Genomic DNA, 25,468 nt, shown 5'->3' on the forward strand with positions numbered 1-25,468 from the left:
TTCAGGGAACGGTTTCGCCCCGCGCCCGGGGGTGCGTCGGCGGGTGCCGTGCGTCACCCCACGCCCCGTCAGTCCCGCACCACGCGCACCCCCGCTCCCTCGCCCGTGACCGCGAGCGCGCCGTCGCGGTCGGTGCGCAGGACCGCGGCGCCCTGGGCGCGCAGGGCGGCGACCGTACGCGGGGACGGGTGGCCGTAGGTGTTGCCCGCGCCGACGGAGATGAGGGCCGCTCTCGGGGAGACGAGGCGCGTCAGCTCGGGGTCCTGGTACGCCGAGCCGTGGTGGGCGACCTTGAGGATGTCGACGCGGGCCAGCCGGGCCGCGTCGGGCGAGTGGGCCAACTGCTGCTGGGCGGGAGGCTCCAGGTCGCCGAGGAGCAGGAGGCTCAGGGAGCCGGAGCGGACGAGCAGGGTGACGCTGGCGTCGTTGGGGCCGGCCGGGGCGACAGCCGGGCGGGCGGGCGGCCAGAGCACCCGCCAGGCGAGATCGCCGGTGCGCCGCTCCTCGCCCGCGACGGCGCGGGTGAGGGGGATGCCCCGCCGCGCCGCCTCCCGCCGGACGAACGCCGCCTGTTCGGGAGGCTCTTCGTAGGCCGTGGTCTCGATCTCGCCCACCCGGCGCCCTCGCAGCACACCGGGCAGACCCGTCACATGATCGGCATGGAAGTGGGTCAGCACGAGCAGCGGGACCCGGGTGACGCCGAGCGCGCGCAGACAGCGGTCCACCCGGCGGGAGTCGGGGCCGGCGTCCACCACCACACCGGCGCCGGGGCCCGCCGCCAGCACCGTCGCGTCGCCCTGCCCCACATCGCACATCGCGAACCGCCACCCCGGCGGCGGCCAGCCGGTGAGCACCCGGGCCAGCGGCGGCGGCTGCACCACCGCGACCAGGAGCAGCAGCCCGCAGGCGGCGCACAGCCAGGGCCGGTGCAGCAACCGCCGGCCCAGCAGGACGAGTACGGCCGTGACCACCGCCAGCAGCAGCGCCCCGGTCCAGTCCCCCGGCCAGTCCACTCCCCCGCCGGGCAGCGCGGCGCCGGTCCTGGCCACCCACGCGATCCAGGCGGCGGGCCAGCGCGCGCACCGGGCGAGCGCCTCGGCCACCGGCATCGCGACCGGTGCGCACGCCAGGGCCGCGAAGCCCAGCACCGTCGCGGGCGCCACCGCGATCTCCGCCAGCAGGTTGCACGGCACCGCCACCAGGCTCACCCGGGCCGACAGCACGGCGACCACCGGCGCGCAGAGCGCCTGGGCGGCGGCCGCCGCCGCCAGCGCCTCCGCCGGGCGAGCGGGCACCCCGCGCCGCCGCAGCGCCGCGCTCCACCGGGGAGCCAGGGTGAGCAGCGCTCCGGTGGCCAGCACCGACAGCAGGAAGCCGTAACTGCGGGCCAGCCACGGGTCGTAGAGCACCAGCAGCAGGACGGCCGCCGCCAGGGCCGGGAGCAGCGACCGGCGCCGTCCCGTGGCGAGGGCGAGCAGCACCACCGATCCGCAGGCCGCGGCGCGCAGCACACTCGGGTCGGGCCGGCACACCACGACGAACCCCAGGGTGAGCACCGAGCCCGCCAGCGCGGTGGCCCGCAGCGGCAGGCCGAGCCGCGGTGCCAGGCCCCGGCGTTCGGCGTGCGGGGCGAGGCCGGGCGGGCCGATGAGCAGGGCGAGCAGGATCGTGAGATTGCTCCCGGAGACGGCCAGCACATGGGCGAGGTCCGTGTCCTTGAACGCCTGGTCCAGCTCGGGTGTGATCCGCGAGGTGTCCCCGACGACCAGTCCCGGCAACAGGGCGCGCGCGTCCCCCGGCAGGCCGTCCGTCGCCGCGCGTAGACCGGCCCGCAGCCGGCCCGCCAGGCGCTGTGGCGCGGAGGGGCCCTCGGTCACCTCGGGGGCCGCCCCGCCCGCCCCGGCCTCCTGGACCCGCAGCACCGCCGCGATCCGGTCGCCGCCCGTCAGCGGGGGCGCCAGCCGCCCGGTCACCCGCAGCCGGGTCGACGGCAGCAGTCCCAGCCAGGGGGATGTGTTCCGGGCCTCGGATCCGTCCGTGCGCGGTCCGGTGGTCGCCTTGTGCTCGGCGGCCGGAGCGCGGGTGCTCACGAGGACCAGCACCGGCGCGCGGGTCGTCGCCGCGGCTCCGCCCGGTCGCTGGATCCGCCGTACCTCCGCCTCGGCCAGCACGGAGACCGGTGCCATGTGGTCGCCGCTGACCCGGGGCCGGGTGAGCCGGGGATCGGAGGTCAGCTCCACCTCGGCGGTCACCGTCGCGTACTGCCGCGCCAGGCCGGGGACCGGTCCGCTCCGCACGTCCGCGGCGTGCAGTCCCGCGGAGGCGGCGGCCGCCGCGGCGGCGAGCAGCGCGAGCGCGGTGGCGGTGCGCAGCCAGGGGGTCGGGCGGCGGTCCCGGTGGGGTCGGCGCAGGAGGAGCAGGGCTCCCACGGCGAGGCAGGCCACGACGGCTGCCGTCACCTGGCGCACGGAGGCGTCCAGGGCCAGGGCCGCGGTCGCCCAGGCGGCGAGGGCGGGAGGCACCAGCCGCAGGTCGGGCGGGCCCTCCTGCCGGGGGTGGGAGGCACCGAGCCGATGGCCGGAGGCGAGGTGCACCGGGGAGCGGGGGCGGGGGGCGGTGTCGGTGCGCGAGGTCCCCGGGGCCGCCGTCGGGCCCGGTGGCGGGCCGGGGACGCGGGTGGCCGCGGGCCGGATACCGGGAGCGCGGGTGGCGGGCCGGGTTCCGGGGGGCCGGGTTTCGGGGGGCCGGGAGGTCGCGGGCGGGTTCATTCCGTCACCAGGCCGCGCAGGTCGGCGAAGCGGCGGTCACCGATGCCGGTGACCTGGCGCAGTTCCTGCACCGAGCGGAAGCCGCCGTGCCGGCTGCGGTAGTCGACGATGTGCTGGGCCAGTACCGGGCCGACACCGGGCAGTGTCTCCAACTGGTCGGCGGTGGCGGTGTTGAGGGAGACCGGACCCGCCGGTGCCCCGGCGGCGCCCGGGGCGGTCCCCGCGCCCGCGCCCGCGGCCGTCCCCGGTCCGGTGGCCGGTGGCGGTCCGCCGACGACCAGTTGCTCGCCGTCCACGAGGAACCTTGCCTGGTTGAGTCCGTCGAGGTCGGTCCCGGGCCGTGCGCCGCCGGCCGCCCGGAGCGCGTCGGTGACCCGTGAGCCGGCCGGGAGGCGGTGGACGCCGGGGTGCCGGACCTTGCCGCTCACGTCCACCATGATCTGGCGGGCCCCGGCCGGGGCAGCGGCTTCCGGCGCCGCGGCGGCCGAGGCGTCCGACGCCACCGGGAAGTCCGGCGCGGCGCTCCGGTCGTCGTCGGCGGCGCGGCCCGGCCGGGACGCTGCCGCCCGGACCACCTCGGGTGCCGCGACGGACCGGGTGCGGCCGGTCCAGAAGTGCTGCGCGGCGAGGACAGCGGCGGCGACGAGCACCACCGTCAGCGCGATCGCATGCCTGCGCTCGACCCCGCACCGCGCCTGGAGCCACAGCGGCAGTCGCTCGCGCAGGGCGAGGGCGAGGGTTGCCGGGCTCCGCCGGGTCCGTGCCGCCTCCTCCGCGGAGCCGGTCGCGGCAGCCGTACCAGGGGCGGTGTCCGCAGGCACCGCCGAAGACATCACGGACGCGGTCGGCTGAGCCGGGGACGCCGGGGGCGGGACCGAGGGCGCCGTGGGCGGGACCGGCCTGGCCCGTGGCGCGCCCGGCGGCACCCAGTACGTGGACCGGGAGGCGCTGTCGCGCACAGCCCCGGGATCGTCGCCGCCCGGAGGCCCGCTCCCCGATTCCTCCGCTTCCCCCGCCTGCTCCGCGCGGGCGGGGGAAGCGGCGAACAGGGCCTCGGCGCGGCGGCGCAGGTCCTCGGCCGGGGCCTGATGGCGGCGGGGGCCGGAACGGGTGGGAACGGGGCGGTGGCGACGGCCATGGGTGCGGCTGTCCGAGCCGGGGGCGCGACCCGGGCCGCTGGTCGCCGTCGCGGGGCGTGGATGCGGTCGAAGTGCCATGGCGTCAGCATCGGACAGCCCGTCACTTCGCGGTGATCTTGCTCGATTTCCGGGGACTACCCGCCGGTTGTGGACAACCGCGTCCCCCACACGGGTCAGCGCGGGGAGACCACGACCCCCAGCAGCCCCGGCCCGGTGTGCGCGCCGATCACCGCGCCGACCTCGCTCACATGCAGGTCGGCGAGGCCCGGCACCCGGGCCCGCAGCCGGTCGGCGAGCGCCGCGGCCCGGTCGGGGGCGGCGAGATGGTGGACGGCGATGTCGATGCCCTCGCCGTTCGCGCGCTCGGTCGCGATCTCCTCCAGGCGGGCGATGGCCCGGGAGGCGGTCCGTACCTTCTCCAGCAGCTCGATCCGGCCGTCCTGGAGTTGCAGCAGGGGTTTCACGGCGAGCGCGGAGCCGAGCAGGGCCTGTGCGGTGCCGATGCGTCCGCCCCGGCGCAGATAGTCGAGCGTGTCGACGTAGAAGTGCGCGGAGGTGCCCGCGGCGCGCTTCTCGGCGGCCGCGACCGCCTCGTCCACCGTGCCGCCGGCCTCCGCGGTCTCGGCGGCGGCCACGGCGCAGAAACCGAGGGCCATCGCGACCATCCCGGTGTCCACGACGCGGACCGGTACCGGCGCCTCGCGGGCGGCGAGCACGGCGGCGTCATGGGTGCCCGACAGCTCCGCCGACAGATGCAGGGAGACGATGCCGGTCGCGCCGGACTCGGCGAGCCGGCGGTAGGTCTCGGCGAAGCGCTCGGGGCTGGGGCGCGAGGTGGTGACGGAGCGCCGCTTCTGGAGGGCCTGGGCGAGGGAGCGGGTCGAGATCTCGGTGCCCTCCTCCATGGCCCGGTCGCCGAGGACCACGGTCAGCGGGACCGCGGTGATGCCGTGACGCTCCATCGTCCGCTGCGGCAGGTAGGCCGTTGAATCGGTGACGATCGCGACATGGCGGGACATGAGCTGGAGGTTACCTGCCGTAGCGTCCGGGTGGCAGTCCAGCCCCTCTGACCGGGTGCGCGGGTGGCCGGAACAGGTGCGGCGGGCGGGGCGCAGCGGGATTCGGCGGGCTCGGCGGCTCAGGTGGTGCTCTCGGGGCGGGGCTTCTTCTGCCAGGAGTAGGTAGGGCGGCGCACCGGCTCCGTGAGGGCGGGACGGTCCCCTCCGCGGTCCGGGCCCCGGTCCCGCTCCCGGTCCGGGGCCGGCCGGGTGGCTTCCTCGGCGGGGGACGGCCGGAAGGCGCCCTCGTCCGGGCGTGCGGTCCCCGCACCGGCGGCGCCGACGCCGCTGCCGTGGGCGCCGCCGGTGCTGGTCCAGTGGCGCAGGGCGTCGGCCTCCACGCCGATCTGGTCGCTCAGCACGTCCAGGTCGTCGTCGGCGAAGCGGCGGGCGCGGTCGTGGGCGGCCCAGCGCAGGGCGTCGGCCGAATCCGTGACGCGCCGGGTCCGCTCGGCCAGGGACGGCAGCCGCTCGGCGAGCGTCGCCCGGTTCGGCTCGCTCTCCAGCCGCTTGAGTTCGTGGTCCAGTTCGCGCCCGTGGACGCTGAGGCGTTCGAACAGGGCGACGGACTCCTTGAGGGACTCGTCCTCGGTGGCGCCCGCGTACAGGGCGTCCTGGGTGGCGCGCATGGAGGTGCGCAGGGCGAGCCGGAGCTGGGCCAGCTCGCCGGCCGGGCCCGGCTGGGCGAAGGACTTGGCGCGCAGGGTCTGGTCCTCCACCGCGCGGCGTGCCTGGTGGATCGTGCGGTCCACGCCGCGCTTGGCGGCGCCGACCGCCTTGACCGTGGCGTAGGCGCCCACGCCCAGGCAGAGCAGGAAGAGCACGGCGAAGACCGCGATGACTGCTTCCACGATGCTCCTCCTCGGCTCGGCGGCGCGCTGAGCGCCGCCCCTCCACGGTAAACGCAGCGGGCAGGTCCGGGGTTCCATGAAAACCCCGAACCTGCCCGTAGGGGACTACCCCGAGGCCGCGCCGCGGATCACGCGGTCACGATGTTCACCAGCTTCGGCGCGCGGACGATCACCTTGCGGATGCCCGCGCCGGCCAGCGCCGCCACGACCTTCTCGTCGGCGAGCGCCACCTTCTCCAGCTCGTCCTCGGAGATGGCCGGCGGCACCTCCAGGCGGGCCTTGACCTTGCCCTTGATCTGGACGACGCAGGTCACGGTCTCGTCCACGACGTAGGCCGGGTCGGCGACGGGGAAGTCGCGGTGGACGACCGAGTCGCTGTGGCCCAGCCGGTGCCACAGCTCCTCGGCGATGTGCGGGGCCAGCGGCGCCACCATCAGCACCAGCGGTTCGGCCACCGCGCGGGAGAGCGGACCGCCCGTCTTCGTCAGGTGGTTGTTCAGCTCGGTGATCTTGGCGATGGCGGTGTTGAAGCGCAGATGCTCCAGGTCCTGGCGCACACCGTCGATCGCCTTGTGCAGAGCCCGCAGCGTCTCCTCGTCGGGCTCGGCGGCGGAGACGGTGACCTCACCGGTGGTCTCGTCGACGATGTTGCGCCACAGCCGCTGGAGCAGCCGGTACTGGCCGACCACCGCGCGCGTGTCCCACGGCCGGGAGACGTCCAGCGGGCCCATCGCCATCTCGTACAGGCGCAGGGTGTCGGCGCCGTACTCGGCGCAGATCTCGTCCGGGGTGACCGCGTTCTTCAGGGACTTGCCCATCTTGCCCAGCAGCCGGGAGACCTTCTCGCCCGCGTGGTAGTACGCGCCGTCGCGCTCCTCCACCTCGGCGGCCGGCACCGCGATGCCGCGGCTGTCGCGGTAGACGAACGCCTGGATCATGCCCTGGTTGAACAGCTTGTGGAACGGCTCGGCGGAGGAGACGTACCCCAGGTCGAAGAGGACCTTGGACCAGAAGCGCGCGTACAGCAGGTGCAGCACGGCGTGTTCGGCACCGCCGACGTACAGGTCGACGCCGCCGTGCGGCATGCCCTCGCGCGGGCCCATCCAGTAGCGCTCGATCTCCGGGTCGACCAGCGCGCGGTCGTTGTGCGGGTCCAGGTAGCGGAACTCGTACCAGCAGGAACCGGCCCAGTTGGGCATGGTGTTGGTCTCGCGGCGGTACTTCTTCGGGCCGTCGCCCAGGTCCAGGGTGACGTTGACCCAGTCCTCGTTGCGCGACAGCGGCGTCTCGGGCTGGGTGTCGGCGTCGTCCGGGTCGAAGGTGCGCGGGCTGTAGTCCTCGACCTCGGGCAGCTCCAGCGGCAGCATCGACTCGGGCAGCGGGTGCGCGATGCCGTCCTCGTCGTAGACGATCGGGAAGGGCTCGCCCCAGTAGCGCTGGCGGCTGAACAGCCAGTCGCGCAGGCGGAAGTTGACGGTGCCCTCGCCGGTGCCGGTGCGCTCCAGCCACTCGGTGATGCGCGCCTTGGCCTCGGCGACGCCCAGGCCTTCCAGGGAGATCTCGTCGTTGGCGGAGTTGATGATCCTCGCGTCGTGGGAGCCGAAGGCGTCCTCCCACGTGGCGGTGTCGGTGCCGCGGCCGTCGGTGGGCTCGACCACGCAGTGGATCGGCAGCTCGAAGGCGCGCGCGAACTCGAAGTCGCGCTGGTCGCCCGCCGGGACGGCCATGATCGCGCCGGTGCCGTAGCCCATCAGGACGTAGTCCGCGATGAACACCGGCACCCGCTCGCCGTTGACCGGGTTCGTGGCGTACGCGCCGATGAAGACGCCGGTCTTGTCCTTGGCCTCGGCCTGGCGCTCCACGTCGGACTTGGCGGCGGCCTGCGCGCGGTAGGCGGCGACGGCCTCGGCGGGCGTGGCGTGGCCGCCGGTCCACACCTCGTGGGTGCCCTCGGGCCAGGCGGCCGGGGTGAACTTCTCGACCAGCGGGTGCTCGGGGGCCAGCACCATGTAGGTGGCGCCGAACAGGGTGTCGGGGCGGGTGGTGAAGACGGTGATGCGCTCGCCGTCGATCGGGAAGTCGACGCGGGCGCCCTCCGAGCGGCCGATCCAGTTGCGCTGCTGGAGCTTGATGGCCTCGGGCCAGTCCAGCTCCTCTAGGTCGTCCAGCAGCCGGTCGGCGTAGGCGGTGATGCGCATGTTCCACTGGCGCAGCTTGGCCTTGAAGACGGGGAAGTTGCCGCGCTCGGAGCGGCCGTCGGCGGTGACCTCCTCGTTGGCCAGCACGGTGCCCAGGCCGGGGCACCAGTTGACGGGCGCGTCGGAGGCGTAGGCCAGGCGGAAGCCGCCCAGGACGTCGGCGCGCTCGGCGGCGGTCAGCTCGCTCCACGCGCGCGTGTGCCCGGGTACCGGGCGCTCACCGGACTCGAAGCGCGCGACCAGCTCGGCGATCGGGCGGGCCTGCCGCGCCTCGTCGTCGTACCAGGAGTTGAAGATCTGCAGGAAGATCCACTGGGTCCACTTGTAGTACTCCGGATCGATCGTCGCGAACGACCGGCGCTTGTCGTGGCCCAGGCCCAGCCGGCGCAGCTGGGCCTTCATGTTCTCCATGTTGGCCTCGGTGGACACGCGCGGGTGCGTACCGGTCTGCACGGCGTACTGCTCGGCGGGCAGGCCGAAGGCGTCGAAGCCCAGGGTGTGCAGCACGTTGTGGCCGCTCATCCGCTGGAACCGGGCGTAGACGTCGGTGGCGATGTACCCCAGGGGGTGGCCGACGTGCAGGCCCGCACCGGAGGGGTACGGGAACATGTCCATGATGAACTTCTTGGGGCGGGCGGCCAGCTCCGGGTCCCCGGCCAGGTCGCCGGTGGGGTTCGGCGCGGCGTAGGTGCCCTCGGCGTCCCAGAAGTCCTGCCAGCGTGCCTCGATGTCGGCCGCCACGGCGGCCGTGTAGCGGTGCGGCGCAGTCTCCGCCGGGCCGGCGGTGGCTGCGGGGTTCGTCTCGCTCATGATCCTCAAAGCTCCATCGATCGTCTCTGCCCGCGGCTGCGACTTTCCGGAAATGAAAAATCCCCTCGCACAGGAGGGGACGCCGCGCCGATGCCGACCCACCGATTGGCCCGGCGGTCGGGAGTGATCAGCGCGGCTCGCTAAGCAGAAGGCGTACGGCACGCATGGCGTCAGGGTACCGCAGCCGTCGAGCGGCCCGCGACAGGCTTGTGGACGACCGGGCGAGGGCCGCCGGGGGGACACGGTGGCGGGGGGGGCACGGTGGCGGGGGCCGGAGCCACCCGCAGGGAGCACCAACAGGGGCGCCGGCAGAAGCACCCGCAGGGATATACCGAAGGCGGGCCGCCCGTCCGGACGACCCGCCTTCGATCCCTGTGGAGCTAAGGAGAATTGAACTCCTGACCTCCTGCATGCCATGCAGGCGCTCTACCAACTGAGCTATAGCCCCTTGTCCTGCTTCCGCCCGGTTTCCCTGGCGGCGACGCCAACATTACACGGTCCAGGGGGTGCTTCACCAAATCCGTTTCCGCTTCGCCCGAGATGACCGATAGCGACCAATTTGACCAGTCGGATCGGTCGGTCGGTCGACCGGTCGACCGGTCGGATCATCATGCCGTGACGAACGAGTAGAACCGCTTCAGCGTGCAGTGCTCCTCCAGGAGCCGCCCGTAGATCGGTTCGCCCTCCAGCTCGCGGTACGTCTCGATCGGGTCGCCTTTTATGATCAGCGCCCGCGCGCACTCCTCGCACCAGTACTGGTAGTCGGGGTTGATCGGCTCCATGTCACGGACGATCGGCGTACCGCTGCCGCACCAGTCGCACTTACGCCTGTGGGCACCCATCGATCAGCTCCAGCTGTGGCCGCAGGCCGTGCACACGTACGAGACCCCGCCGTTGTCGCCGAGGACCTGGGCGACATGGAGGGAACCGCAGGAGGGGCAGACCAGGCGGGTGGCGGTGGCGGTGGCGCGTATCGACGCCGCACCGAGGAGGTGTCCGCCCTCCTCGAGGATGCTCGCAGGCATCGCCACTCCCTCCCAGTCGGGCCGCGCCCCCTTCCGGCCGTTTGATTCTGCCACGGCCACCGGGCCTCTTCGCAGAGGTAGCAGAGGTGTACGTCCCCGGACCCCGGCCGATCCGGGGCAGGAGGGGGCGCAAAGCAGAGAATCCCGCCCCTTGCGGGACGGGATTCTCTTCACCGATCTCTGGCTCTCCTCGCGGAGGACCGATCAGTGGAGCTAAGGAGAATTGAACTCCTGACCTCCTGCATGCCATGCAGGCGCTCTACCAACTGAGCTATAGCCCCTCGTTCGCTCCCCGCGCTGCGGGGCGAACAAGAAGAACTTTAGCCTGCGACCTGCCGGAAAGTGAAATCCGGGTCCCCGCGGGGGACGGCCGCCCCGGGGCGGGCTCAGGTGTCGTCGCCGAGGACCGGTTCCGGGAGCGTGCCGGCGTTGTGCTCCAGCAGGCGCCAGCCGCGGGCGCCCTCGCCCAGCACCGACCAGCAGCAGTTGGACAGCCCGCCCAGGCTCTCCCAGTGACGGGCCTCCAGGCCGAGCAGACGCCCGATGGTCGTACGGATGGTGCCGCCGTGGCTGACCACCACCAGCGTGCCGTCCTCGGGCAGCTTGTCCGCGTGCCGCAGCACCACGGGGGCGGCGCGGTCGGCGACCTCGCTCTCCAGTTCGCCCCCGCCCCGGCGCACCGGCTCGCCGCGCTTCCACGCGGCGTACTCCTCGCCGTACCGGGCGATGATCTCCTCGTGCGTGAGCCCCTGCCACACGCCCGCGTAGGTCTCGCGCAGACCCTCGTCGCGGGCGACCTCAAGACCGGTGAGGGCGGCCAGCTCGTCGGCGGTGCGCGCGGCCCGCTTCAGGTCGGAGGAGACGATCGCGTCCGGGCCGAGGGAGGCCAGCAGACGGGCGGCCCGGCGGGCCTGGCCGACGCCGGCCTCGGTCAGCTCGACGTCCGTGGAGCCCTGGAAGCGGCGCTCCACGTTCCACGAGGTCTGGCCGTGCCGCCAGAGGATGACGCGGCGGCCCCGGCCGGGCGGCCGGACGGCCGCCTCAGCGGCGCCGCTCACCGCCACTCACCGTCCGGCTGCGCCGGCTCCTCGGCGGCCTGGAGCCTGGCGTGCTCCGCCGCCTTGCCGCGGGTCGCCTTCGCCTCCTCGGGCAGCTCCAGCTCGGGGCAGTCCTTCCACAGCCGCTCCAGGGCGTAGAAGACGCGCTCCTCGCTGTGCTGGACATGGACGACGATGTCGACGTAGTCGAGCAGGATCCAGCGGGCCTCGCGGTCGCCCTCACGGCGGACCGGCTTGGCGCCCAGTTCCTTCTGGAGCCGCTCCTCGATCTCGTCGACGATCGACTTGACCTGGCGGTCGTTGGGCGCGGACGCCAGCAGGAAGGCGTCGGTGATCGACAGGACGTCACTGACGTCGTAGGCGATGATGTCGTGCGCGAGCTTGTCGGCGGCCGCCTGGGCGGCGGTGGTGATGAGCTCGATGGAACGGTCGGTCGCGGTCACTACAGGGCTTTCCGTCGGCGGTCACTTGACACCAAGGGTCTCACGGACCGCCGACAGCCCCTGCGTCATTACGGGATCACCGGGCGGAGCCGGGCTTGTAGTCCTGGCCGAGGACGACCGAGACGTCGGCGTTCGCGCCGACCGACCCCTTCTTCACGGCGCTCGCGGGCAGGCCCAGCGTCTTGGCGGCCTCGGTGGCGTCGTCCTTGTGGGCGTCGTCGGCGTAGCCGACCTCCGACGCCGGGCGGACCGCGGACGCCGTGCCCCCGTCCAGGAAGGTGAAGCCGCCGTTGAGGAGGGTGACGCGCGCCTTGTCGGTGTCGCCCTTGGTGCCGGAGGCGTTCTGCACCGAGACCCGTACCGCCGAGCCCTGGCCGGGGCTCTTCGCGGTGCCGCCCAGGATGTCCTTGACCACGCTGTCGCTGGTCCGCGCGGTCAGCCTGCCGTCGCTCTGCACGGGCAGCAGCGCGGTCCTGCAGTCCCCGCCCTTGGCCAGCTCGGAGAGCTTGGCCAGGAAGGTGCCGAGGTCCTGGTCGGTGAGCGAGGGATCGAGGATCTGCGCCAGCGTCTGCACGGTGACGGTGGCCGCCTGCGGATCGGAGGAGATCTTGCGCAGCACGCCCTGCATCACCTGCCCGAACCGCTTGAGCTGGGCGTTCTGGTCCTCCCCCGGTCCGAGGTAGGTGGCGTAGGCGACGGCCATCCGGCCGCTGAGGGTCTGGCCCGTGCCCTTGTGGACGAGCAGCGTGGTGCCCTTCTTCTTCGCGTCCCGGTCGGGCACGTCGGCATCGATGTCGGCCTCGATGCCGCCGACCAGGTCGACGAGGTTCTGGAGGTAGGGCGTGTCCAGGCGCCAGGTGCCCTGGATGCTGGTGCCGAGCACGGTGTCGAGCTGGTCGCGGGTCCCCGCCGAGCCGTCGTCCTTGACCGACTTGGCCAGGGTGGTGGCGCTGCCGTCGTCGGAGGCCAGGGCGAGGGTGTTGGGCAGCAGGACGGTGGTGCCCTGCTTGGTGGTGGTGTTGTCGACGAGCAGCGCGGTGGTGGTGCCGCCCCCCGCGGTGTCGTGCAGGTGGACGACGATCACGTCGCGCTTCTGGGCGCCCGCCGCGGCGGCGGTGCCGGTCCCGCCGCCGGACGACGAGAGACCGGGGAGCTTCCCGGCGTACCAGAGGTAGCCGACGCCGCCGGCCGCGACCAGTGCCAGCACCACGGCCAGCGCGACGAGGCGGCTCCTGGCGCGGCGGCGGGCCTCCTCGCGGCGCTCGGTGCGGTTCTCGGTGAACTTGAGCCAGTCGATGACGTCCTCGGAGTCGTCGCTGGGCTCCTCGACGAACGCGAACTGCTCGGTGCGGTAGTCCGGCGCGTCGTCATCCCCCGGGCCGCCGGTGCGGTCCGGGCCGCCCGTGTGCCCGGCGCCGCCGGCGGCGTCCGGGCCGTCCTGCGCCGGGCCGTCCGCCGGGGGGCCCGCCTGGTGCGGGACGCGGGGCGGCTGCGCGGCGGTACGGGGCTGCTGCCCGGTGCCCGGGGCCCGGCCGTACGGGTCGTGGCCACCGCCGCTCGGGTCGTAGGGCGCGTACGGGTCCGTCTGGACGCCGGAACCGTAGCCGCCGCCCTGGTGCGCGTCGTAGGGCTGCTGCCCGGTCTGGTGCGGGTACGGCTCGTACGGCTCGTACGACTGCTGGTGATACGCCTGGTACGGGTCGCCGGGGGCCGGGACGGGCTGCTGGGCGCCGGTGTCCTGGGCGCCGCCGTAGGCGGGCGGGGCCGCGGACCGCCCGCCGTCCGCCGCGTACGGGTCGTAGCCGTAGCCCTGCCCCTGTCCCTGTCTGCCGTAGGCGTCGTACGTCTGCTGGGGAGTCTGCTGGACGGGGACCTGCCGGTACATGGGACGGCCGTACTCGTCGTAGCCGACGAGCTCGTAGCCCTCGCTCTCGTACCCAGCGTCGTATCGGTCGTTCACCGGTGCCCCTCTCGGCTCACTCGCCGCGGTACAGCTCGCGCTTGGCGATGTAGCGCACGACTCCGTCCGGCACCATGTACCAGATGGGGTCTCCCTTGGCGACTCTCGCCCGGCAGTCCGTGGAGGAGATGGCCAGCGCGGGGACCTCGACCAGGGAGACACCGCCCTCGGGCAGACCGGGGTCGGTGAGGCTGTGGCCGGGGCGGGTGACGCCGATGAAGTGCGCCAGGGAGAACAGCTCCTCCGAGTCGCGCCAGGTGAGGATCTGGCCGAGCGCGTCGGCACCCGTGATGAAGAACAGGTCCGTGTCGGGGTTGAGGGCGCGCAGATCGCGCAGGGTGTCCACGGTGTACGTGGCGCCGCCGCGGTCGATGTCGATGCGGCTGACGGAGAACTGCGGGTTCTCGGCGGTCGCGATGACCGTCATCAGATAGCGGTCCTCGGCCGCGGAGACCTTGCGGTGGGACTTCTGCCAGGGCTGCCCGGTGGGGACGAACACCACCTCGTCCAGCTCGAACTGCGCGGCGACCTCGCTGGCCGCCACGAGGTGCCCGTGGTGGATCGGGTCGAACGTGCCGCCCATGACGCCGAGGCGCCGCTTGCCCGTGAACGAGGGGCCGCTGCCGGGGCCGTACCCGAGGTGCTTCACCGTGTCGCTCACCGGACCGGTAGGCGTGTCCTGCTCTCCCATGCGTGCAGACCCTACCGGCCCGGCCCGAGTGCTCCCGCCGGGCTCAGCGGTCGCGGTTGAAGCGGGTGGTGACCCACAGCAGGAGCAGCAGGATGATGAAGGCGGCCCCGCCCGTCACCGCGGGGTTGAGGCTGTCGTGGTGGCCGCCCTCGGCCTCGGCGAGGGTGGCCAACTGGGCAGCGGTGCTGGGGATGCTCATCTTCGGCAGACCTATCCGGGTGTGGGCGGGATAAAGATGTGCGCCCATCGTAAGCGCCCGGCTTCCCGTGCCCCACCCCGACTCCACCGTTGTGCGCGGGGGACCCCGCGGTGGTGCGCGGGCGCGCGCCGGGCCGTGCTCCGCACCTGGCGGCGGACGGGCCGGGAACCTTCCGGCGGGGTCAGTCGTCGTTGCGTTTGTAGCCGCGCAGCAGGAACCAGCCGGTGAGCGCACAGCCCAGGACCATCACGACCAGGACGACCTTGAGCAGATAGCCCGATCCCTGGTGCTGGGAGGTGGTGTTCGCGGCCTCGACCAGCCGCACGGCCAGAGGATGGTGCTCCATGGCGGGACTCCTTCGGTGTACTGCCCGCCACGGTATCTCCGCCTAGGCTGGCTCCCGCCTCGGGGGCACATGGGGCGACACCGACGCATGGGGGATGACATGTCCGACGACGGCCACCAGCACGACGGGCGCGAGCAGGTGCCGGGCCGGCGCCGCGCGCGCTTCCCGGGGATCTCCTCGCGTGCCTATGAGCATCCGGCTGACCGCTCCGCGCTGGTCGCGCTGCGCAAGCTGAGCGGTTTCGACACGGTGTTCAAGGCCCTCAGCGGCCTGCTGCCCGAGCGCAGCCTGCGGCTGCTCTTCCTGTCCGACTCGGTACGCGTCTCGGACGAGCAGTTCTCACACCTGCACGACATGCTGCGCGACGCCTGCTACATCCTGGACCTGGACAAGGTCCCGCCGATGTACGTCAACCAGGACCCGCAGCCCAACGCGATGTGCATCGGCCTGGACGAGCCGATCATCGTGGTGACCACGGGTCTGGTCGAGCTGCTCGACGAGGAGGAGATGCGGGCGGTCGTCGGCCACGAGGTGGGCCACGCCCTGTCCGGTCACGCGGTGTACCGCACGATCCTGCTGTTCCTGACCAGCCTGGCGGTGCGGGTGGCGTGGATCCCGCTGGGCAACATAGCGATCATGGCCATCGTGACGGCGCTGCGCGAGTGGTTCCGCAAGTCGGAGCTGTCGGCGGACCGGGCGGGGCTGCTGGTCGGGCAGGACCTGCGGGCCTCCATGCGCGGGCTGATGAAGATCGCGGGCGGCAACCACCTGCACGAGATGAACGTGGACGCCTTCCTGCGCCAGGCCGAGGAGTACGAGTCGGCGGGCGACCTGCGCGACTCGGTCCTGAAGATCCTGAACGTCCTGCCGCGCACCCACCCCTTCACCACCGTGCGGGCGGCCGAGCTGAAGAAATGGGCCGAGTCGCGCGACTACCAGCGGATCGTGGACGGCCACTATCCGCGCCGCGAGGAGGACAAGGACACCTCCGTCACCGACTCCTTCCGCGAGTCGGCCGCGCACTACGCGGGCCATGTGAAGAACTCCAAGGACCCGCTGATGAAGCTGGTGACCGATCTGGCGGGCGGCGCGGGCGACCTCGGCGAGAAGGTGCGACGCGGATTCAGCGGGTTCACCGGCGGCTCGGGGCCGCGCAAGGACGCCCCCGAGGGCGCCGAGGGTACGAAGGGTACGAAGGGCGGCGGGGACGAACCGCCCGCCGGTGGGGCGGCCCGCGAGGAGGACTGAGCCCTCCCCCGCGCGGGGGCGCCGCGGGCGGCTCGGGCGGGGCCCGGTGTCTCAGAACCCCGGTGGCCCGGTGTCTCAGGGCCTCGGCGGCCCGGTGCCAGGGCCCTCGGCGGCTCAGCTCCTGGGGGCCATGGGCTGGGCGTCGGGGGCCAGGGAGCCGCACACGGCCGCGGTGCCGTCCGGCGCGTACGGGTCCGTTCCGGCGGGGCCCCCGGGCCGGGCGCTCTGGCCGGCCAGCAGTGGCCGGAAGCGGGCGGTGGCGTCCTCGGAGCAGGACAGCGGGCCCGCCTGGACGGTGGACGTGACCAGTTGCACCTGGTGCAGCCTGAGGTCGTCGCGGTCGAAGCGGAACCGCAGTTCCCGCCGGACGGTGAAGAGCGAGGCCGCCGCCGTGGCGGCGGAACCGGCCGGCCTGAGGGCGTAGACGAGGACGGGGTCGGCGGTGACCTCCAGGGTGGAGGGGTCGGTCTCGACGACCTGGAGGCTGCCCTGGGCCCGGATGGGGGCGCCGGCCGGCTCCACCCGGCGCGGGTCGAAGCGGACCAGCCAGCCGGTGGCCTCGTGCCGTCCGTCGGCGGGGGCGTGGCCGCCGGTGCTGCGGTCGAACTGGTCGAGTTGGTCCGGGTCGAGCAGCGTCCGCACCGCCTCGGTCCGGTCGCCGTGGAGCACCTCCGGGTCGAGGGAGGAGGCGACGATGTAGTCCCGGGCGCCGGTCAGCGCGGCGACGACCTGGCTGTCCGAGAAGTGCGCGGTGCCGCGGTGGGCGGGCAGGGGGATGCCCTCGGCGCCGGTGGCGTACGGGGCGGCGGGACTGCGCGCGTACAGCCGGGCGGGATCGCTGTCCCCGGGCACCCTTCCGGTGGGGGCCAGCGGGATCACGGTCGTCCGCAGCTGTTCGACGGGGCGCAGGGTCCGCGCGTCCCGGTAGGGGGTGCGCACGCCCAGGTAGATCGCGGTGGCGAAGGCGACCACGATCAGCAGCAGCAGGAACAGCGCCTGGCGCGGCAGCGAGCGGCGCAGGTGCGGGCGGCGGCGCACGGCGGGCGTGTGGTCGGTCATCCGCTCCTGGGCGGAGTACTCCTGGAGGCGGGCAGCGCGCACGAACGACTCGTCGAAGACGACGGATCGGTACTCGTCCTCCGCGCCTGAGGGGATGCCTTCGGGTGTCCCTTCAGGCGGGTCGCCAGGCCCTCCCATACTTTCAGGGTAGGTCGCGCGGAGCGCCGGTAAACGCGCTGCTCTGCGCCAAGTTGTGACAGCCGCTCACCGTGGGCGGCCGGTCGGCGGCCGGTCGGCGGCCGGTGGGTGGCCGGTGGGTGCTCAGTGGCCGCCGGGGGCCGCGGACACCGGCGGCCGGGAGTGCTCGGCGGGGGCGGCGGCGCTGCCCTGCTCCAGGCCGGTGGAGGCGGGCGGCGGCACCTGGTCGCGGCTGCCGGAGGAGCCGCCGCGGTAGACCGCGGCGAAGGCCAGGGCGACCATGCCGATGCCCATGACGACCGCGAGCACCCAGGCGACGGGGCGGTGCCAGCGGACCTGTCTGCCGAAGGCCCGGGGACCGCCGAAGCGGTGTGCGAGACCGTCGCGGTCGTCGGCGTCCTCCGGGTCATCGAGGTCGTCGGCGCCGTGCCGGGTGGCGAAGCCGTGCCGGTCGGCGCCGAAGCGGTCGTCGTGGCGCTCGCCTCTGGTGCGGGCGCGGCGCGCCTCCGCCTCGGACGCCTCGGCTCTTGCCTGGGCCGCGGCCAGCAGGCGTTCGACGGCGGTCGGCTCGTGCACCACGGCCGCCCGTACGAACGCCTCGTCGAAGACCACGGAGGCGAACTCTTCGTCCGACACCCCGCGGTCGTGGTCGTCGTCGGGCTCCCAGCCGTCAGGGAACGGCGTGCCCCCCACGTCCTCCGGCACGGATCCAGAGTAGACCTGGGGGGTCATTTTGGGCAGACCGCGGGGAGATTCATCCGCCTGCTGAGACGGCACCGGCCCGCCAGGGGCGACCGGCGCGGTCCGGGTTCAGCGGCGGACGTGCCCGTCGCCGGTGACGATGTACTTGGTGCTGGTCAGCTCGGGCAGCCCCATGGGGCCGCGGGCGTGCAGCTTCTGCGTGGAGATGCCGATCTCGGCGCCGAAGCCGAACTGGCTGCCGTCGGTGAAGCGGGTGGAGGCGTTCACGGCGACGGTGGTGGAGTCGACCAACTGGGTGAAGCGGCGGGCGGCCTGCTGCGAGGTGGTGACGATGGCCTCGGTGTGGCCGGAGCTCCACAGCCGGATGTGGGCGACGGCCCGGTCCAGGGAGTCGACGACGGCGGCGGCGATGTCGTAGGAGAGGTACTCGGTGTCCCAGTCCTCCGGGGTGGCCTCCACGACGGTGGCGCGGGAGTCCTTGGCGTACGCCATGACGCGCTCGTCGGCGTGCACGGTGACCCCGGCGTCGGCGAGGGCGTCCAGGGCGCGCGGCAGGAACTCGGCGGCGATGTCCTGGTGGACGAGGAGGGTCTCGGCGGCGTTGCAGACGCTGGGGCGCTGGGCCTTGGAGTTGACGAGGATGCCGACGGCCATGTCGAGGTCGGCCTGGGCGTCGACGTAGACGTGGCAGTTGCCGGTGCCGGTCTCGATGACGGGGACGGTGGACTCGTTGACCACGGTGCGGATCAGGGAGGCGCCGCCGCGCGGGATGAGGACGTCGACCAGGCCGCGGGCACGCATCAGCTCGCGTACGCTCTCGCGGCTCTCGCCGGGCACGAGCTGGACGGCGTCGGCGGGCAGCCCGGCGCCGCCGACGGCGTCGCGGATCACTCGGACCAGGGCGGTGTTCGACGCGTAGGCGGAGGCGGAGCCGCGCAGCAGCACCGCGTTGCCCGACTTCAGGCAGAGGGCGGCGGCGTCCACGGTGACGTTGGGGCGGGCCTCGTAGATGATGCCGACCACGCCGAGCGGGACGCGGACCTGGCGCAGGTCGAGCCCGTTGGGCAGCGTGGAGCCGCGGACCACCTCGCCGACCGGGTCGGGCAGCGCGACCACGTCCCGTACGTCGGCGGCGATGGCCCGCACCCGCTTCGGGGTGAGGGTGAGCCGGTCGACGATCGCCTCGCTGGTCCCGGCGGCGCGCGCCCCGGCGACGTCCTGCGCATTGGCCTCGACGATCTCGCTGGTACGGACCTCCAGGGCGTCCGCGACGGCGAGCAGCGCGTCGTCCTTCTCGGCGCGCGGCAGCGGCGCGAGGTCGGCGGCGGCGGCCTTGGCCCGGTAGGCGGCCTGGGTCACCGGGGACATGGAGTCGTACGGCGAGAGCGTGGTCATGGGGGCAGCGTAGTGCGCCGTGCTGCGGCGTTCACGCGCTGTTCCACAGCGCGAGACGTGGGCGGGGCGGGGTGCGGTCCGCAGGGCGCGGGTCGCGGGTCTATGGGGGCGCGGGCCCTGTGCCTCCGGGCCCGGGGCGGCCCGCGCGTACCCGGTCCCGGGCCCGGACCGGCCGGCGCCGGGGAACAGGCCCCGGCCCGGGTGGCAGGGACCGGCAGTCCGGACAGGCGAGGGCCGACGATGCCGTCCGCCTCGCGCCTCCGGCCGGTCGCCGGGCTGGAGCGGCGGACCCTCCTGAGCCGGGCGGCCGACCTGCCGGTCCGGCGTCCCTCCCTCCCGACCGGGGAAGAGACACCGGCCGTGCTGCGACCGGGCCCCCGCCTCGCTCCCCGGAGCGGACCCGGCCCCCGACGGGCGCCCGGCCGGCCCCGGTCTGGGCAGGACGGGGCCGGACCTGGGCGGCCCGGTGATCCTGACGAGACGCCCGGCGACGGGCCGGGACCGGATCGGCCTCGAACGGACAGATGCCCGCGGGCCCGGTCGCGTCGCCTCAGAAGGGGTGGACGCCGATCGGGGTCGCCGGGGGTGGGCCGTAGCCCTCGGCGAGGCGTTGGTGGTAGGTCTCGCGGTCGATGACTTCCAGGCCGACGATCTCCCAGGGCGGGAGCTGGGCGCTCTGGCGGTGCTCGCCCCACAGCCGCAAGGCGACGGCCGCGGCGTCGTGCAGGTCGCGGGCCTCCTCCCAGTAGCGGATCTCGGCGTGGTCGTCGGCGTAGCGGCTGGTCAGCAGGAAGGGGTGGTCGTGGGCGAGCTGTTCGAGCCCGCGCCGTACCTCCTGGAGCGGGGTGCCGGCTCCGGAGACCCGCAGGGTGATGTGCCACAGCCGGGGCTGGTCCGCCGGTTCCGGGCGCCCGTCGTGCGCCCGGCGCGTGCCGTGCTCCCGCCCGCGCTCCGCGCCTTCGTGCTCCCGGTGCTCGCGCTCGTAGCGGTCGCCGGCCGCGACGCTGGTCAGGGTCCGCTCCTCACCGGGCGCGCGGGAGGGGGACGGGCCGCCACCACCGCGGGACCCCGCCGCCCCAGGGCGCACTCGTCTCACGACGGCCTCCTTCACCCAGTGCTCGTGCGGAATGTGTCCCTGGGACAAAGTGCAGCAGGCCGTACGGCTCCGTGGGGCGGTTTTGCGGAAGGTCCCCCACCTTCAGGGACCGGCCGGCCGGACGTTTCGGCCCATTACGGCTCCAGGATCACCAGATCGTCCCTGTGTACGACCTCGCGTTCGTACGCCGGTCCCAGCTCGCGGGCGAGTTCCCGGGTGGAGCGGCCGAGCAGCCGGGGGATCTCCCGGGCGTCGAAGTTGACGAGGCCGCGGGCGACGGCGTGGCCGCCCGCGTCGCGCAGTTCGACGGGGTCGCCCGCGGTGAAGTCGCCCTCGACGGCGGCGATGCCCGCCGGGAGCAGCGACTTGCGGCCCTCGACGACCGCGCGCACCGCGCCGTCGTCGAGGGTGAGGGCGCCCTGCGGGGCGGAGGCGTGCTGGAGCCACAGCAGCCGGTCGGCGGAGCGCCGCCCGGTGGGGTGGAAGTAGGTGCCGGTGTCCTCGCCGGACAGGGCGTCGGCGGCGTGCACCGCGCTGGTGAGGACCACGGGGATGCCCGCGGCGGCGGCGATCCGGGCCGCCTCGACCTTGGTGACCATGCCGCCGGTGCCGACGCCCGCCTTGCCCGCGCTGCCGATCTCGACGCCCGCGAGGTCGGCCGGGCCGCGCACCTCGGTGATGCGGGAGGTGCCCGGCCGGCTCGGGTCGCCGTCGTAGACGCCGTCCACGTCGGAGAGCAGGACCAGCAGGTCGGCGTGGACCAGGTGGGCGACGAGGGCGGCGAGGCGGTCGTTGTCGCCGAAGCGGATCTCGTCGGTGGCGACCGTGTCGTTCTCGTTGACGACCGGCAGGGCGCCCATGGCGAGCAGCTTGTCGAGGGTGCGCGAGGCGTTGCGGTGGTGGGCGCGGCGGCTGGTGTCGTCGCCGGTCAGCAGGACCTGGCCGACGCGGATGCCGTAGCGGGCGAAGGAGGCGGTGTAGCGGGCGACCAGCAGCCCCTGGCCGACGCTGGCCGCGGCCTGCTGGCGGGCGAGGTCCTTGGGGCGGCGGGCCAGGCCGAGCGGGGCGAGGCCGGCGGCGATGGCACCGGAGGAGACGAGGACGACCTCCTTGTTCTCCGGGCCGCTGCTCTTGGCGAGGACGTCGACGAGGGCGTCCACCCGGTCGGCGTCCAGGCCGCCGGTGGCGGTGGTCAGCGAGGAGGAGCCCACCTTGACGACGATCCTGCGGGCCTCGCGCACGGCCTGCCTTGCCCCTGCCACCTTGCTGTCCGTCCCCTCGCGCAGATCCGGTCCGAGAGCACGAATCTACGCGAGGCGATGCGCAGAGGGCGCACCGGTCCAGCCTGCGGACGGCTCGCGGATCCCGACCGCGGGCGGCCCGCGGGTGGGCAGGCACGGGCGGCTCACGGGGCCGGAGCCGCCCGTACGGACGTCAGCCGGTGGGCACGCCGCCCGTCCCCCCGGCGGAGTCGACGCGCTGTCCCGGCACGCCGGCCGCCGCCTCCGCGCGCATCGCCTGGCCGATGTTGCGGGTCTCGGCCTTGAGGGCGAGCCGCGCCACCGCGGCGTTGAACCGCTCGATGGACGTCGGCTTCTCCGGGCCGAGCAGATAGCGCCGGAGCTCCTTGCGGTCCTCGGCCAGCCGGTCGGCGGCCGGGTCCCGCACCGCGGCCAGCAGTTCGTCCAGTTCGGCCGCGTCGTTGGAGAGGATCACGGCGGCGCGGACCGCGGTGTTCTGCCGCTTGAACTCCTCGGGGCCCAGGCCCGCGGAGTCGGTGACGGCGTAGGGCCTGCCGCTGGCGATGTAGTCGGAGACCACGCTGGAGATGTCGGAGACCATCGCGTCGGCGACGTTGAAGCAGTCGTACAGCCGCGGTGCGGCGCCGGTGATGACGCGGTGCTGCCAACTGCCGACGGACCGCCAGTAGGCGTCGTTCCAGCGGGCCCGCAGCTCGTCGGCCTCCTCGTGCCGAGGGATGTCGACGAGGCTGTCGCGGGTGGCCTCGGCCTCGTCGCCCTTGTCCTTGACGCTGGCGGCCAGCACGGCGAGCCGCGCCTCCAGCCGGGCCAGCTCGGCGCGGGCGGCGGCCTTCTCCGCGGCGTGCGCGGCCGTGTCGGCGGTGAACCGCGGGTCGGCGGCGCGCTCGGCGGCGGCCTTCTCGATCAGGGCGGTGATCCGCTGGTGCGCGGTCCGGGCCCGTGCGCTGCGGTTGCCGGTGAACGGGTGCGGCTTGTACAGCACCCGGACCGGCGGGTCGGCGCGCAGGAGGTGCCGCACGATGTTCTCGCCCGCGAGGACCAGGGAGGTGTTGCCCGGGTTGTCGTCCCAGCCCTCCCAGGTCGGGGCGTACAGGACGGTGGGTACGCGCCCCTCGGGTACGCCGTCGCGCACCTGGATCGGGGCCAGCTGCGGGCGGCCGACCTCGACGATGTCCTCGTCGCGCACGCCGACGTCGGCCACGGCGTAGCGGTCGCGGCCGGCCCGGCCCGCCGTCCAGATCTCGTCGTAGGCCTTGCTGAACGGGTTGACGCTGGCGGCCTTGTCGCTGTCGCCGTGGCCGATGAAGACGTGCTTCATGGTGGGCAGGCGCAGCATGTGGATGTTCTTGCCCGCGTTGGCCGGGTAGAGGGCGACCCGCACGGTGGGCAGGTCCATGTTCATCAGGTGCACGCCGCCGGGCACGCAGACGACGGGGACCGTGGTGGGCGCGAGGTTCTCCAGGATCGCCCGCTCGCGCAGGATGATCAGCGGCCGGGTGTCCAGCTGCTTCAGCATGTCGAGCCACATGTTGACCTGGTAGGCGGCGTCGTCGGAACCGGAGAAGTACAGCACCGTCTCGGGCCGGTACTGGCGCAGCCAGGCGTCGAGGCCGGCCCTGACCTTGTCGCCCTTGGGGGGCATCCGCCGGCGGCCGGCGTACGGCAGCAGCGCCAGCGTGTACAGGGCGCCCAGGCCGAGGGTGACGGAGATGCCGACGACGGCGGCCTGGGCCGAGTCGGTGGCGGCGGCGACCAGCAGGCCGATGACGGCGGCGAGGTCGAGGTGGAGCATCTTCTCGCCGGAGCGGCGCAGCAGCCGGCGCGGCGGCGCGTCCGGGATGCGTATGTGCGAGCCCAGGTCGACGTTGCGGGTGGCGACCGGCATGGTGCGGCGGTGCCGGATCAGGGCGGCCAGCGCTCCGTGCGGGACCTGGAGGGCGTAGAAGGCGATGAAGCAGGCGACCGCGCCGTAGAACGGCACATCGCTCGTGAGCGACATCCGGGCCAGCAGCAGGATCAGCAGCAGCTGCCGGATCAGGAACCGGACGGGGAGTCCGGCCCGGGTCCTGCCGAGCCGCTCGACCAGGTAGCTGCCCTTGCGGTGCAGGTAGTGGTCCGTCAGATACGTCATGAGGGCCACGGCCGCGAAGGCGTAGACGTTCGGGAGCAGCGCTGCCAGCGTGAGGAGGGGGAAGCCCAGCAGCATGAGGGCCGCCGCGGCCAACTCGACCGCACTGCCCACCCGGGCGACGCGTATAGCGGTGGATATCACAGGGAACCTGCTCCAGGAGGGTGCCGGTTTCGTCACTGCACGGCCCTGGACCGGGTTACCTCGTCGCGTGTCGAGCCGATCGGACGACGGCCGTGAGAATCGAAGGGGGTGAAACTGAGGAACTCAGGCCCCTGTGCACGACACCCCCGACGGGCAATCACAGCGGCCTGGGCGGCAATTCGCTTTTTGCAGTGGATTATGCCACGCCGTCCTCGCGGTCCAGGACTCCGGCCAGCGCCTGTTCGAACCCCGAGGCCGGGTCCGCGGCCGCCGTCGGGTCCTGCTGGCGGACGTCGATCACATGTCCGGTCAGCTCCGACAGCAGCACGTCGAGCGAGGTGCGGGCCACCGCCTCGGAGGAGAGCAGGGTGCCCGCGGGTTCCTGGCCGAATGCCTTGGTGCGCATCGGGGTGGCGGTCCGCTCGGGGTTGATGCAGTTGACCCGGACGCCGTCGCCGGCCCACTCGTCGGACAGCGCCTGGGTGAGGTTCACCATGGCGGCCTTGGTCGAGGAGTAGAGGCTGTACTCGGCGCGGCCGCGGGTGTAGCTGCTGGAGGTGTACAGCAGCAGCTGCCCGCCGCTCTCCGCCAGGTACTTGTACGCGGAGCGCGCGATCTGCACCGGGGCCAGGTAGTTGACCTTCAGCGCCTCCTCGATGGTGGCGTTGTCGGTCTCGGCGAGCCGGCCTATGCGCAGCACGCCGGCGGTGTTGACGACGTAGTCGATGCGTCCCGTCTCGGCGTACGCCTTGGACAGCGCCTCCTCGACCTCCTCCGGCCGCTCCACATGGGTGCCGGTGGTGGAACGGGCGAGGGCGTAGACGTGCGCGCCGTAGGACCTGGCCAGTTCGGCGATGTCCTTGCCGATGCCGTACGAGCCGCCGAAGACGACGACGGTCCTGCCGGTGAGCAGCTCCCGGTAGGCCGCCTCGCCGTTCTGCTCCGGGGCGGCCGTGGAGGCGAGCTGGAAGAGCTTGTCGGCGATGAACACGTCGACGGGCTGGGTGACCTTCATGTTGTACTCGTCGCCCGCCACCACGTGGATCGGCACGTCGGGCAGGTACTTGAGCACGACGGAGCAGTCGTCCGTGGCCTGGAAGTGCGGGTCGCCCGCGGCGATCTCGTAGGCGCGCCGGATGGTGGACAGCTTGAACGCCTGCGGGGTCTGGCCGCGGCGCAGCCGGGAGCGGTCCGGGATGTCGGTGATGAACTCGCCGTCCTCGCCGTGGGTGCGGGTCACGATGATGGTGTCCGCGGACGGGATGGCGACGTCGACCGCCTGGTAGCGCCGCAGCGCGGTGACGCAGTCGTCGATCACGCGCTGTGACAGCAGGGGGCGCACGGCGTCGTGGAAGAGGACGTTGAGGTCCTCCCCCTCGGCCAGGCCCTCGGTCAGCGCGGTGATGGCGCGCTCGGTGGTCTCGTTGCGGGTGGCGCCGCCCTCGATGATGCGGGAGACCTTGCGGAATCCGGCCTTGGCGACGATCTTCTCCACGTCCGGCACATAGCCCGGCGCCATCAGCACGATGACCTCGTCGATCGAGTCCGCCTTCTCGAAGGTGGCCAGAGTGTGCTCCATGACCGCCTTGCCGGCGATCTTCAGCAACTGCTTGGGGATCGACAGGCCCACGCGCTGACCTGTACCCCCGGCCAGGATCACTGCGGCGGTACGGGGCTTGGCTATGTGCTGGGACACAGGTGACCTACCTTGTGGCAAAGGGGAACCCCGGAATGTTCCCACTCCGGGTAA

At 73.5% G+C, this 25,468-nt stretch carries 21 protein-coding genes and 2 tRNA genes; 1 reads left to right on the forward strand and 22 read right to left on the reverse strand.

What is annotated here, in order from left to right; translation table 11 throughout:
* Nucleotides 1–68: 68 nt before the first annotated feature.
* The 15 genes from R4Z62_RS10310 to R4Z62_RS10380 form a co-directional block, all read right to left on the reverse strand.
* Complete coding sequence (locus tag R4Z62_RS10310; protein ID WP_491519638.1) at nucleotides 69–2,594, reverse strand: ComEC/Rec2 family competence protein; 2,526 nt, start codon at nucleotides 2,592–2,594, stop codon at nucleotides 69–71.
* Nucleotides 2,595–2,764: 170 nt separating this feature from the next.
* Nucleotides 2,765–3,985, reverse strand: coding sequence for a ComEA family DNA-binding protein (locus tag R4Z62_RS10315; protein WP_491519639.1), 1,221 nt, complete (start codon nucleotides 3,983–3,985; stop codon nucleotides 2,765–2,767).
* A 95-nt stretch (nucleotides 3,986–4,080) separates the two neighbouring features.
* The gene (locus R4Z62_RS10320; protein ID WP_491519640.1) at nucleotides 4,081–4,926 is read right to left on the reverse strand and encodes a DegV family protein; all 846 of its coding nucleotides are present in this window, start codon (nucleotides 4,924–4,926) and stop codon (nucleotides 4,081–4,083) included.
* A 119-nt stretch (nucleotides 4,927–5,045) separates the two neighbouring features.
* On the reverse strand, nucleotides 5,046–5,816 hold the full coding sequence (locus tag R4Z62_RS10325) for a hypothetical protein (protein WP_064533114.1): 771 nt from the start codon (nucleotides 5,814–5,816) through the stop codon (nucleotides 5,046–5,048).
* A 128-nt stretch (nucleotides 5,817–5,944) separates the two neighbouring features.
* On the reverse strand, nucleotides 5,945–8,824 hold the full coding sequence (gene leuS, locus R4Z62_RS10330) for a leucine--tRNA ligase (RefSeq protein ID WP_491519641.1): 2,880 nt from the start codon (nucleotides 8,822–8,824) through the stop codon (nucleotides 5,945–5,947).
* Between the two features lie 375 nt (nucleotides 8,825–9,199).
* Nucleotides 9,200–9,272, reverse strand: a tRNA-Ala gene (locus tag R4Z62_RS10335).
* 160 nt (nucleotides 9,273–9,432) lie between these two features.
* Nucleotides 9,433–9,666 carry a hypothetical protein gene (locus R4Z62_RS10340; RefSeq protein WP_006136074.1) on the reverse strand — a complete coding sequence of 78 codons (234 nt, stop codon included), beginning with the start codon at nucleotides 9,664–9,666 and terminating at the stop codon, nucleotides 9,433–9,435.
* A gap of 3 nt (nucleotides 9,667–9,669) precedes the next feature.
* Nucleotides 9,670–9,849, reverse strand: coding sequence for a hypothetical protein (locus tag R4Z62_RS10345; RefSeq protein ID WP_018570787.1), 180 nt, complete (start codon nucleotides 9,847–9,849; stop codon nucleotides 9,670–9,672).
* Nucleotides 9,850–10,057: 208 nt separating this feature from the next.
* A tRNA-Ala gene (locus tag R4Z62_RS10350) sits at nucleotides 10,058–10,130 on the reverse strand.
* A 105-nt stretch (nucleotides 10,131–10,235) separates the two neighbouring features.
* Entirely contained in the window at nucleotides 10,236–10,913 is a 678-nt protein-coding gene (locus tag R4Z62_RS10355; protein ID WP_064533116.1) for a histidine phosphatase family protein, read from the reverse strand.
* Nucleotides 10,904–11,350 (reverse strand): ribosome silencing factor, encoded by a 447-nt coding sequence (gene rsfS, locus R4Z62_RS10360; protein WP_064533117.1) that lies wholly within the window; start codon nucleotides 11,348–11,350, stop codon nucleotides 10,904–10,906. The genes R4Z62_RS10355 and rsfS overlap by 10 nt, the downstream gene beginning before the upstream one ends.
* Before the next feature lie 76 nt (nucleotides 11,351–11,426).
* A complete protein-coding gene (locus R4Z62_RS10365) occupies nucleotides 11,427–13,310 on the reverse strand; it encodes an LCP family protein (RefSeq protein ID WP_491519642.1) in 1,884 nt (627 codons plus the stop codon).
* Nucleotides 13,311–13,326: 16 nt separating this feature from the next.
* Entirely contained in the window at nucleotides 13,327–14,001 is a 675-nt protein-coding gene (gene nadD / locus R4Z62_RS10370; RefSeq protein ID WP_064533119.1) for a nicotinate-nucleotide adenylyltransferase, read from the reverse strand.
* Between the two features lie 43 nt (nucleotides 14,002–14,044).
* The gene (locus tag R4Z62_RS10375; protein WP_173860829.1) at nucleotides 14,045–14,200 is read right to left on the reverse strand and encodes a hypothetical protein; all 156 of its coding nucleotides are present in this window, start codon (nucleotides 14,198–14,200) and stop codon (nucleotides 14,045–14,047) included.
* Nucleotides 14,201–14,381: 181 nt separating this feature from the next.
* Nucleotides 14,382–14,546, reverse strand: coding sequence for a hypothetical protein (locus R4Z62_RS10380; protein WP_018570793.1), 165 nt, complete (start codon nucleotides 14,544–14,546; stop codon nucleotides 14,382–14,384).
* 99 nt (nucleotides 14,547–14,645) lie between these two features.
* Here R4Z62_RS10380 and R4Z62_RS10385 point away from each other — a divergent pair, with 99 nt between their 5' ends.
* Nucleotides 14,646–15,794 (forward strand): M48 family metallopeptidase, encoded by a 1,149-nt coding sequence (locus R4Z62_RS10385; RefSeq protein ID WP_389597976.1) that lies wholly within the window; start codon nucleotides 14,646–14,648, stop codon nucleotides 15,792–15,794.
* Between the two features lie 114 nt (nucleotides 15,795–15,908).
* Here R4Z62_RS10385 and R4Z62_RS10390 read toward each other — a convergent pair whose 3' ends face one another.
* From R4Z62_RS10390 to R4Z62_RS10420, 7 genes are all read right to left on the reverse strand, one after another.
* A complete protein-coding gene (locus tag R4Z62_RS10390) occupies nucleotides 15,909–16,991 on the reverse strand; it encodes an SCO2583 family membrane protein (RefSeq protein WP_491519643.1) in 1,083 nt (360 codons plus the stop codon).
* 123 nt (nucleotides 16,992–17,114) lie between these two features.
* A complete protein-coding gene (locus R4Z62_RS10395; RefSeq protein WP_064533122.1) occupies nucleotides 17,115–17,696 on the reverse strand; it encodes an SCO2584 family spore wall biosynthesis protein in 582 nt (193 codons plus the stop codon).
* Nucleotides 17,697–17,801: 105 nt separating this feature from the next.
* Nucleotides 17,802–19,088: a glutamate-5-semialdehyde dehydrogenase gene (locus tag R4Z62_RS10400; protein ID WP_491519644.1), complete on the reverse strand. Its 1,287-nt coding sequence runs from the start codon at nucleotides 19,086–19,088 to the stop codon at nucleotides 17,802–17,804.
* A gap of 550 nt (nucleotides 19,089–19,638) precedes the next feature.
* The gene (locus R4Z62_RS10405) at nucleotides 19,639–20,175 is read right to left on the reverse strand and encodes a DUF8830 family protein (RefSeq protein ID WP_382846805.1); all 537 of its coding nucleotides are present in this window, start codon (nucleotides 20,173–20,175) and stop codon (nucleotides 19,639–19,641) included.
* Nucleotides 20,176–20,318: 143 nt separating this feature from the next.
* Nucleotides 20,319–21,446, reverse strand: a complete 1,128-nt coding sequence (gene proB / locus R4Z62_RS10410) for a glutamate 5-kinase (protein ID WP_491519645.1) — start codon at nucleotides 21,444–21,446, stop codon at nucleotides 20,319–20,321.
* A gap of 172 nt (nucleotides 21,447–21,618) precedes the next feature.
* Complete coding sequence (locus R4Z62_RS10415) at nucleotides 21,619–23,718, reverse strand: hypothetical protein (RefSeq protein WP_491519646.1); 2,100 nt, start codon at nucleotides 23,716–23,718, stop codon at nucleotides 21,619–21,621.
* Between the two features lie 196 nt (nucleotides 23,719–23,914).
* On the reverse strand, nucleotides 23,915–25,414 hold the full coding sequence (locus tag R4Z62_RS10420) for a bifunctional cytidylyltransferase/SDR family oxidoreductase (RefSeq protein ID WP_064533127.1): 1,500 nt from the start codon (nucleotides 25,412–25,414) through the stop codon (nucleotides 23,915–23,917).
* Between the last annotated feature and the right edge of the window lie 54 nt (nucleotides 25,415–25,468).

Source organism: Streptomyces sp. PL-25 (genome assembly GCF_058344915.1).

Bases quoted from the DNA above. Each gene is read 5' to 3' on its own strand.
- R4Z62_RS10315 (WP_491519639.1), bottom strand. From the start codon at position 3,985: ATGGCACTTCGACCGCATCCACGCCCCGCGACGGCGACCAGCGGCCCG.
- R4Z62_RS10320 (WP_491519640.1), bottom strand. From the start codon at position 4,926: ATGTCCCGCCATGTCGCGATCGTCACCGATTCAACGGCCTACCTGCCG.
- leuS (WP_491519641.1), bottom strand. From the start codon at position 8,824: ATGAGCGAGACGAACCCCGCAGCCACCGCCGGCCCGGCGGAGACTGCG.
- R4Z62_RS10340 (WP_006136074.1), bottom strand. From the start codon at position 9,666: ATGGGTGCCCACAGGCGTAAGTGCGACTGGTGCGGCAGCGGTACGCCG.
- R4Z62_RS10345 (WP_018570787.1), bottom strand. From the start codon at position 9,849: ATGCCTGCGAGCATCCTCGAGGAGGGCGGACACCTCCTCGGTGCGGCG.
- nadD (WP_064533119.1), bottom strand. From the start codon at position 14,001: ATGGGAGAGCAGGACACGCCTACCGGTCCGGTGAGCGACACGGTGAAG.
- R4Z62_RS10375 (WP_173860829.1), bottom strand. From the start codon at position 14,200: ATGAGCATCCCCAGCACCGCTGCCCAGTTGGCCACCCTCGCCGAGGCC.
- R4Z62_RS10380 (WP_018570793.1), bottom strand. From the start codon at position 14,546: ATGGAGCACCATCCTCTGGCCGTGCGGCTGGTCGAGGCCGCGAACACC.
- R4Z62_RS10385 (WP_389597976.1), top strand. From the start codon at position 14,646: ATGTCCGACGACGGCCACCAGCACGACGGGCGCGAGCAGGTGCCGGGC.
- R4Z62_RS10390 (WP_491519643.1), bottom strand. From the start codon at position 16,991: ATGGGAGGGCCTGGCGACCCGCCTGAAGGGACACCCGAAGGCATCCCC.
- R4Z62_RS10400 (WP_491519644.1), bottom strand. From the start codon at position 19,088: ATGACCACGCTCTCGCCGTACGACTCCATGTCCCCGGTGACCCAGGCC.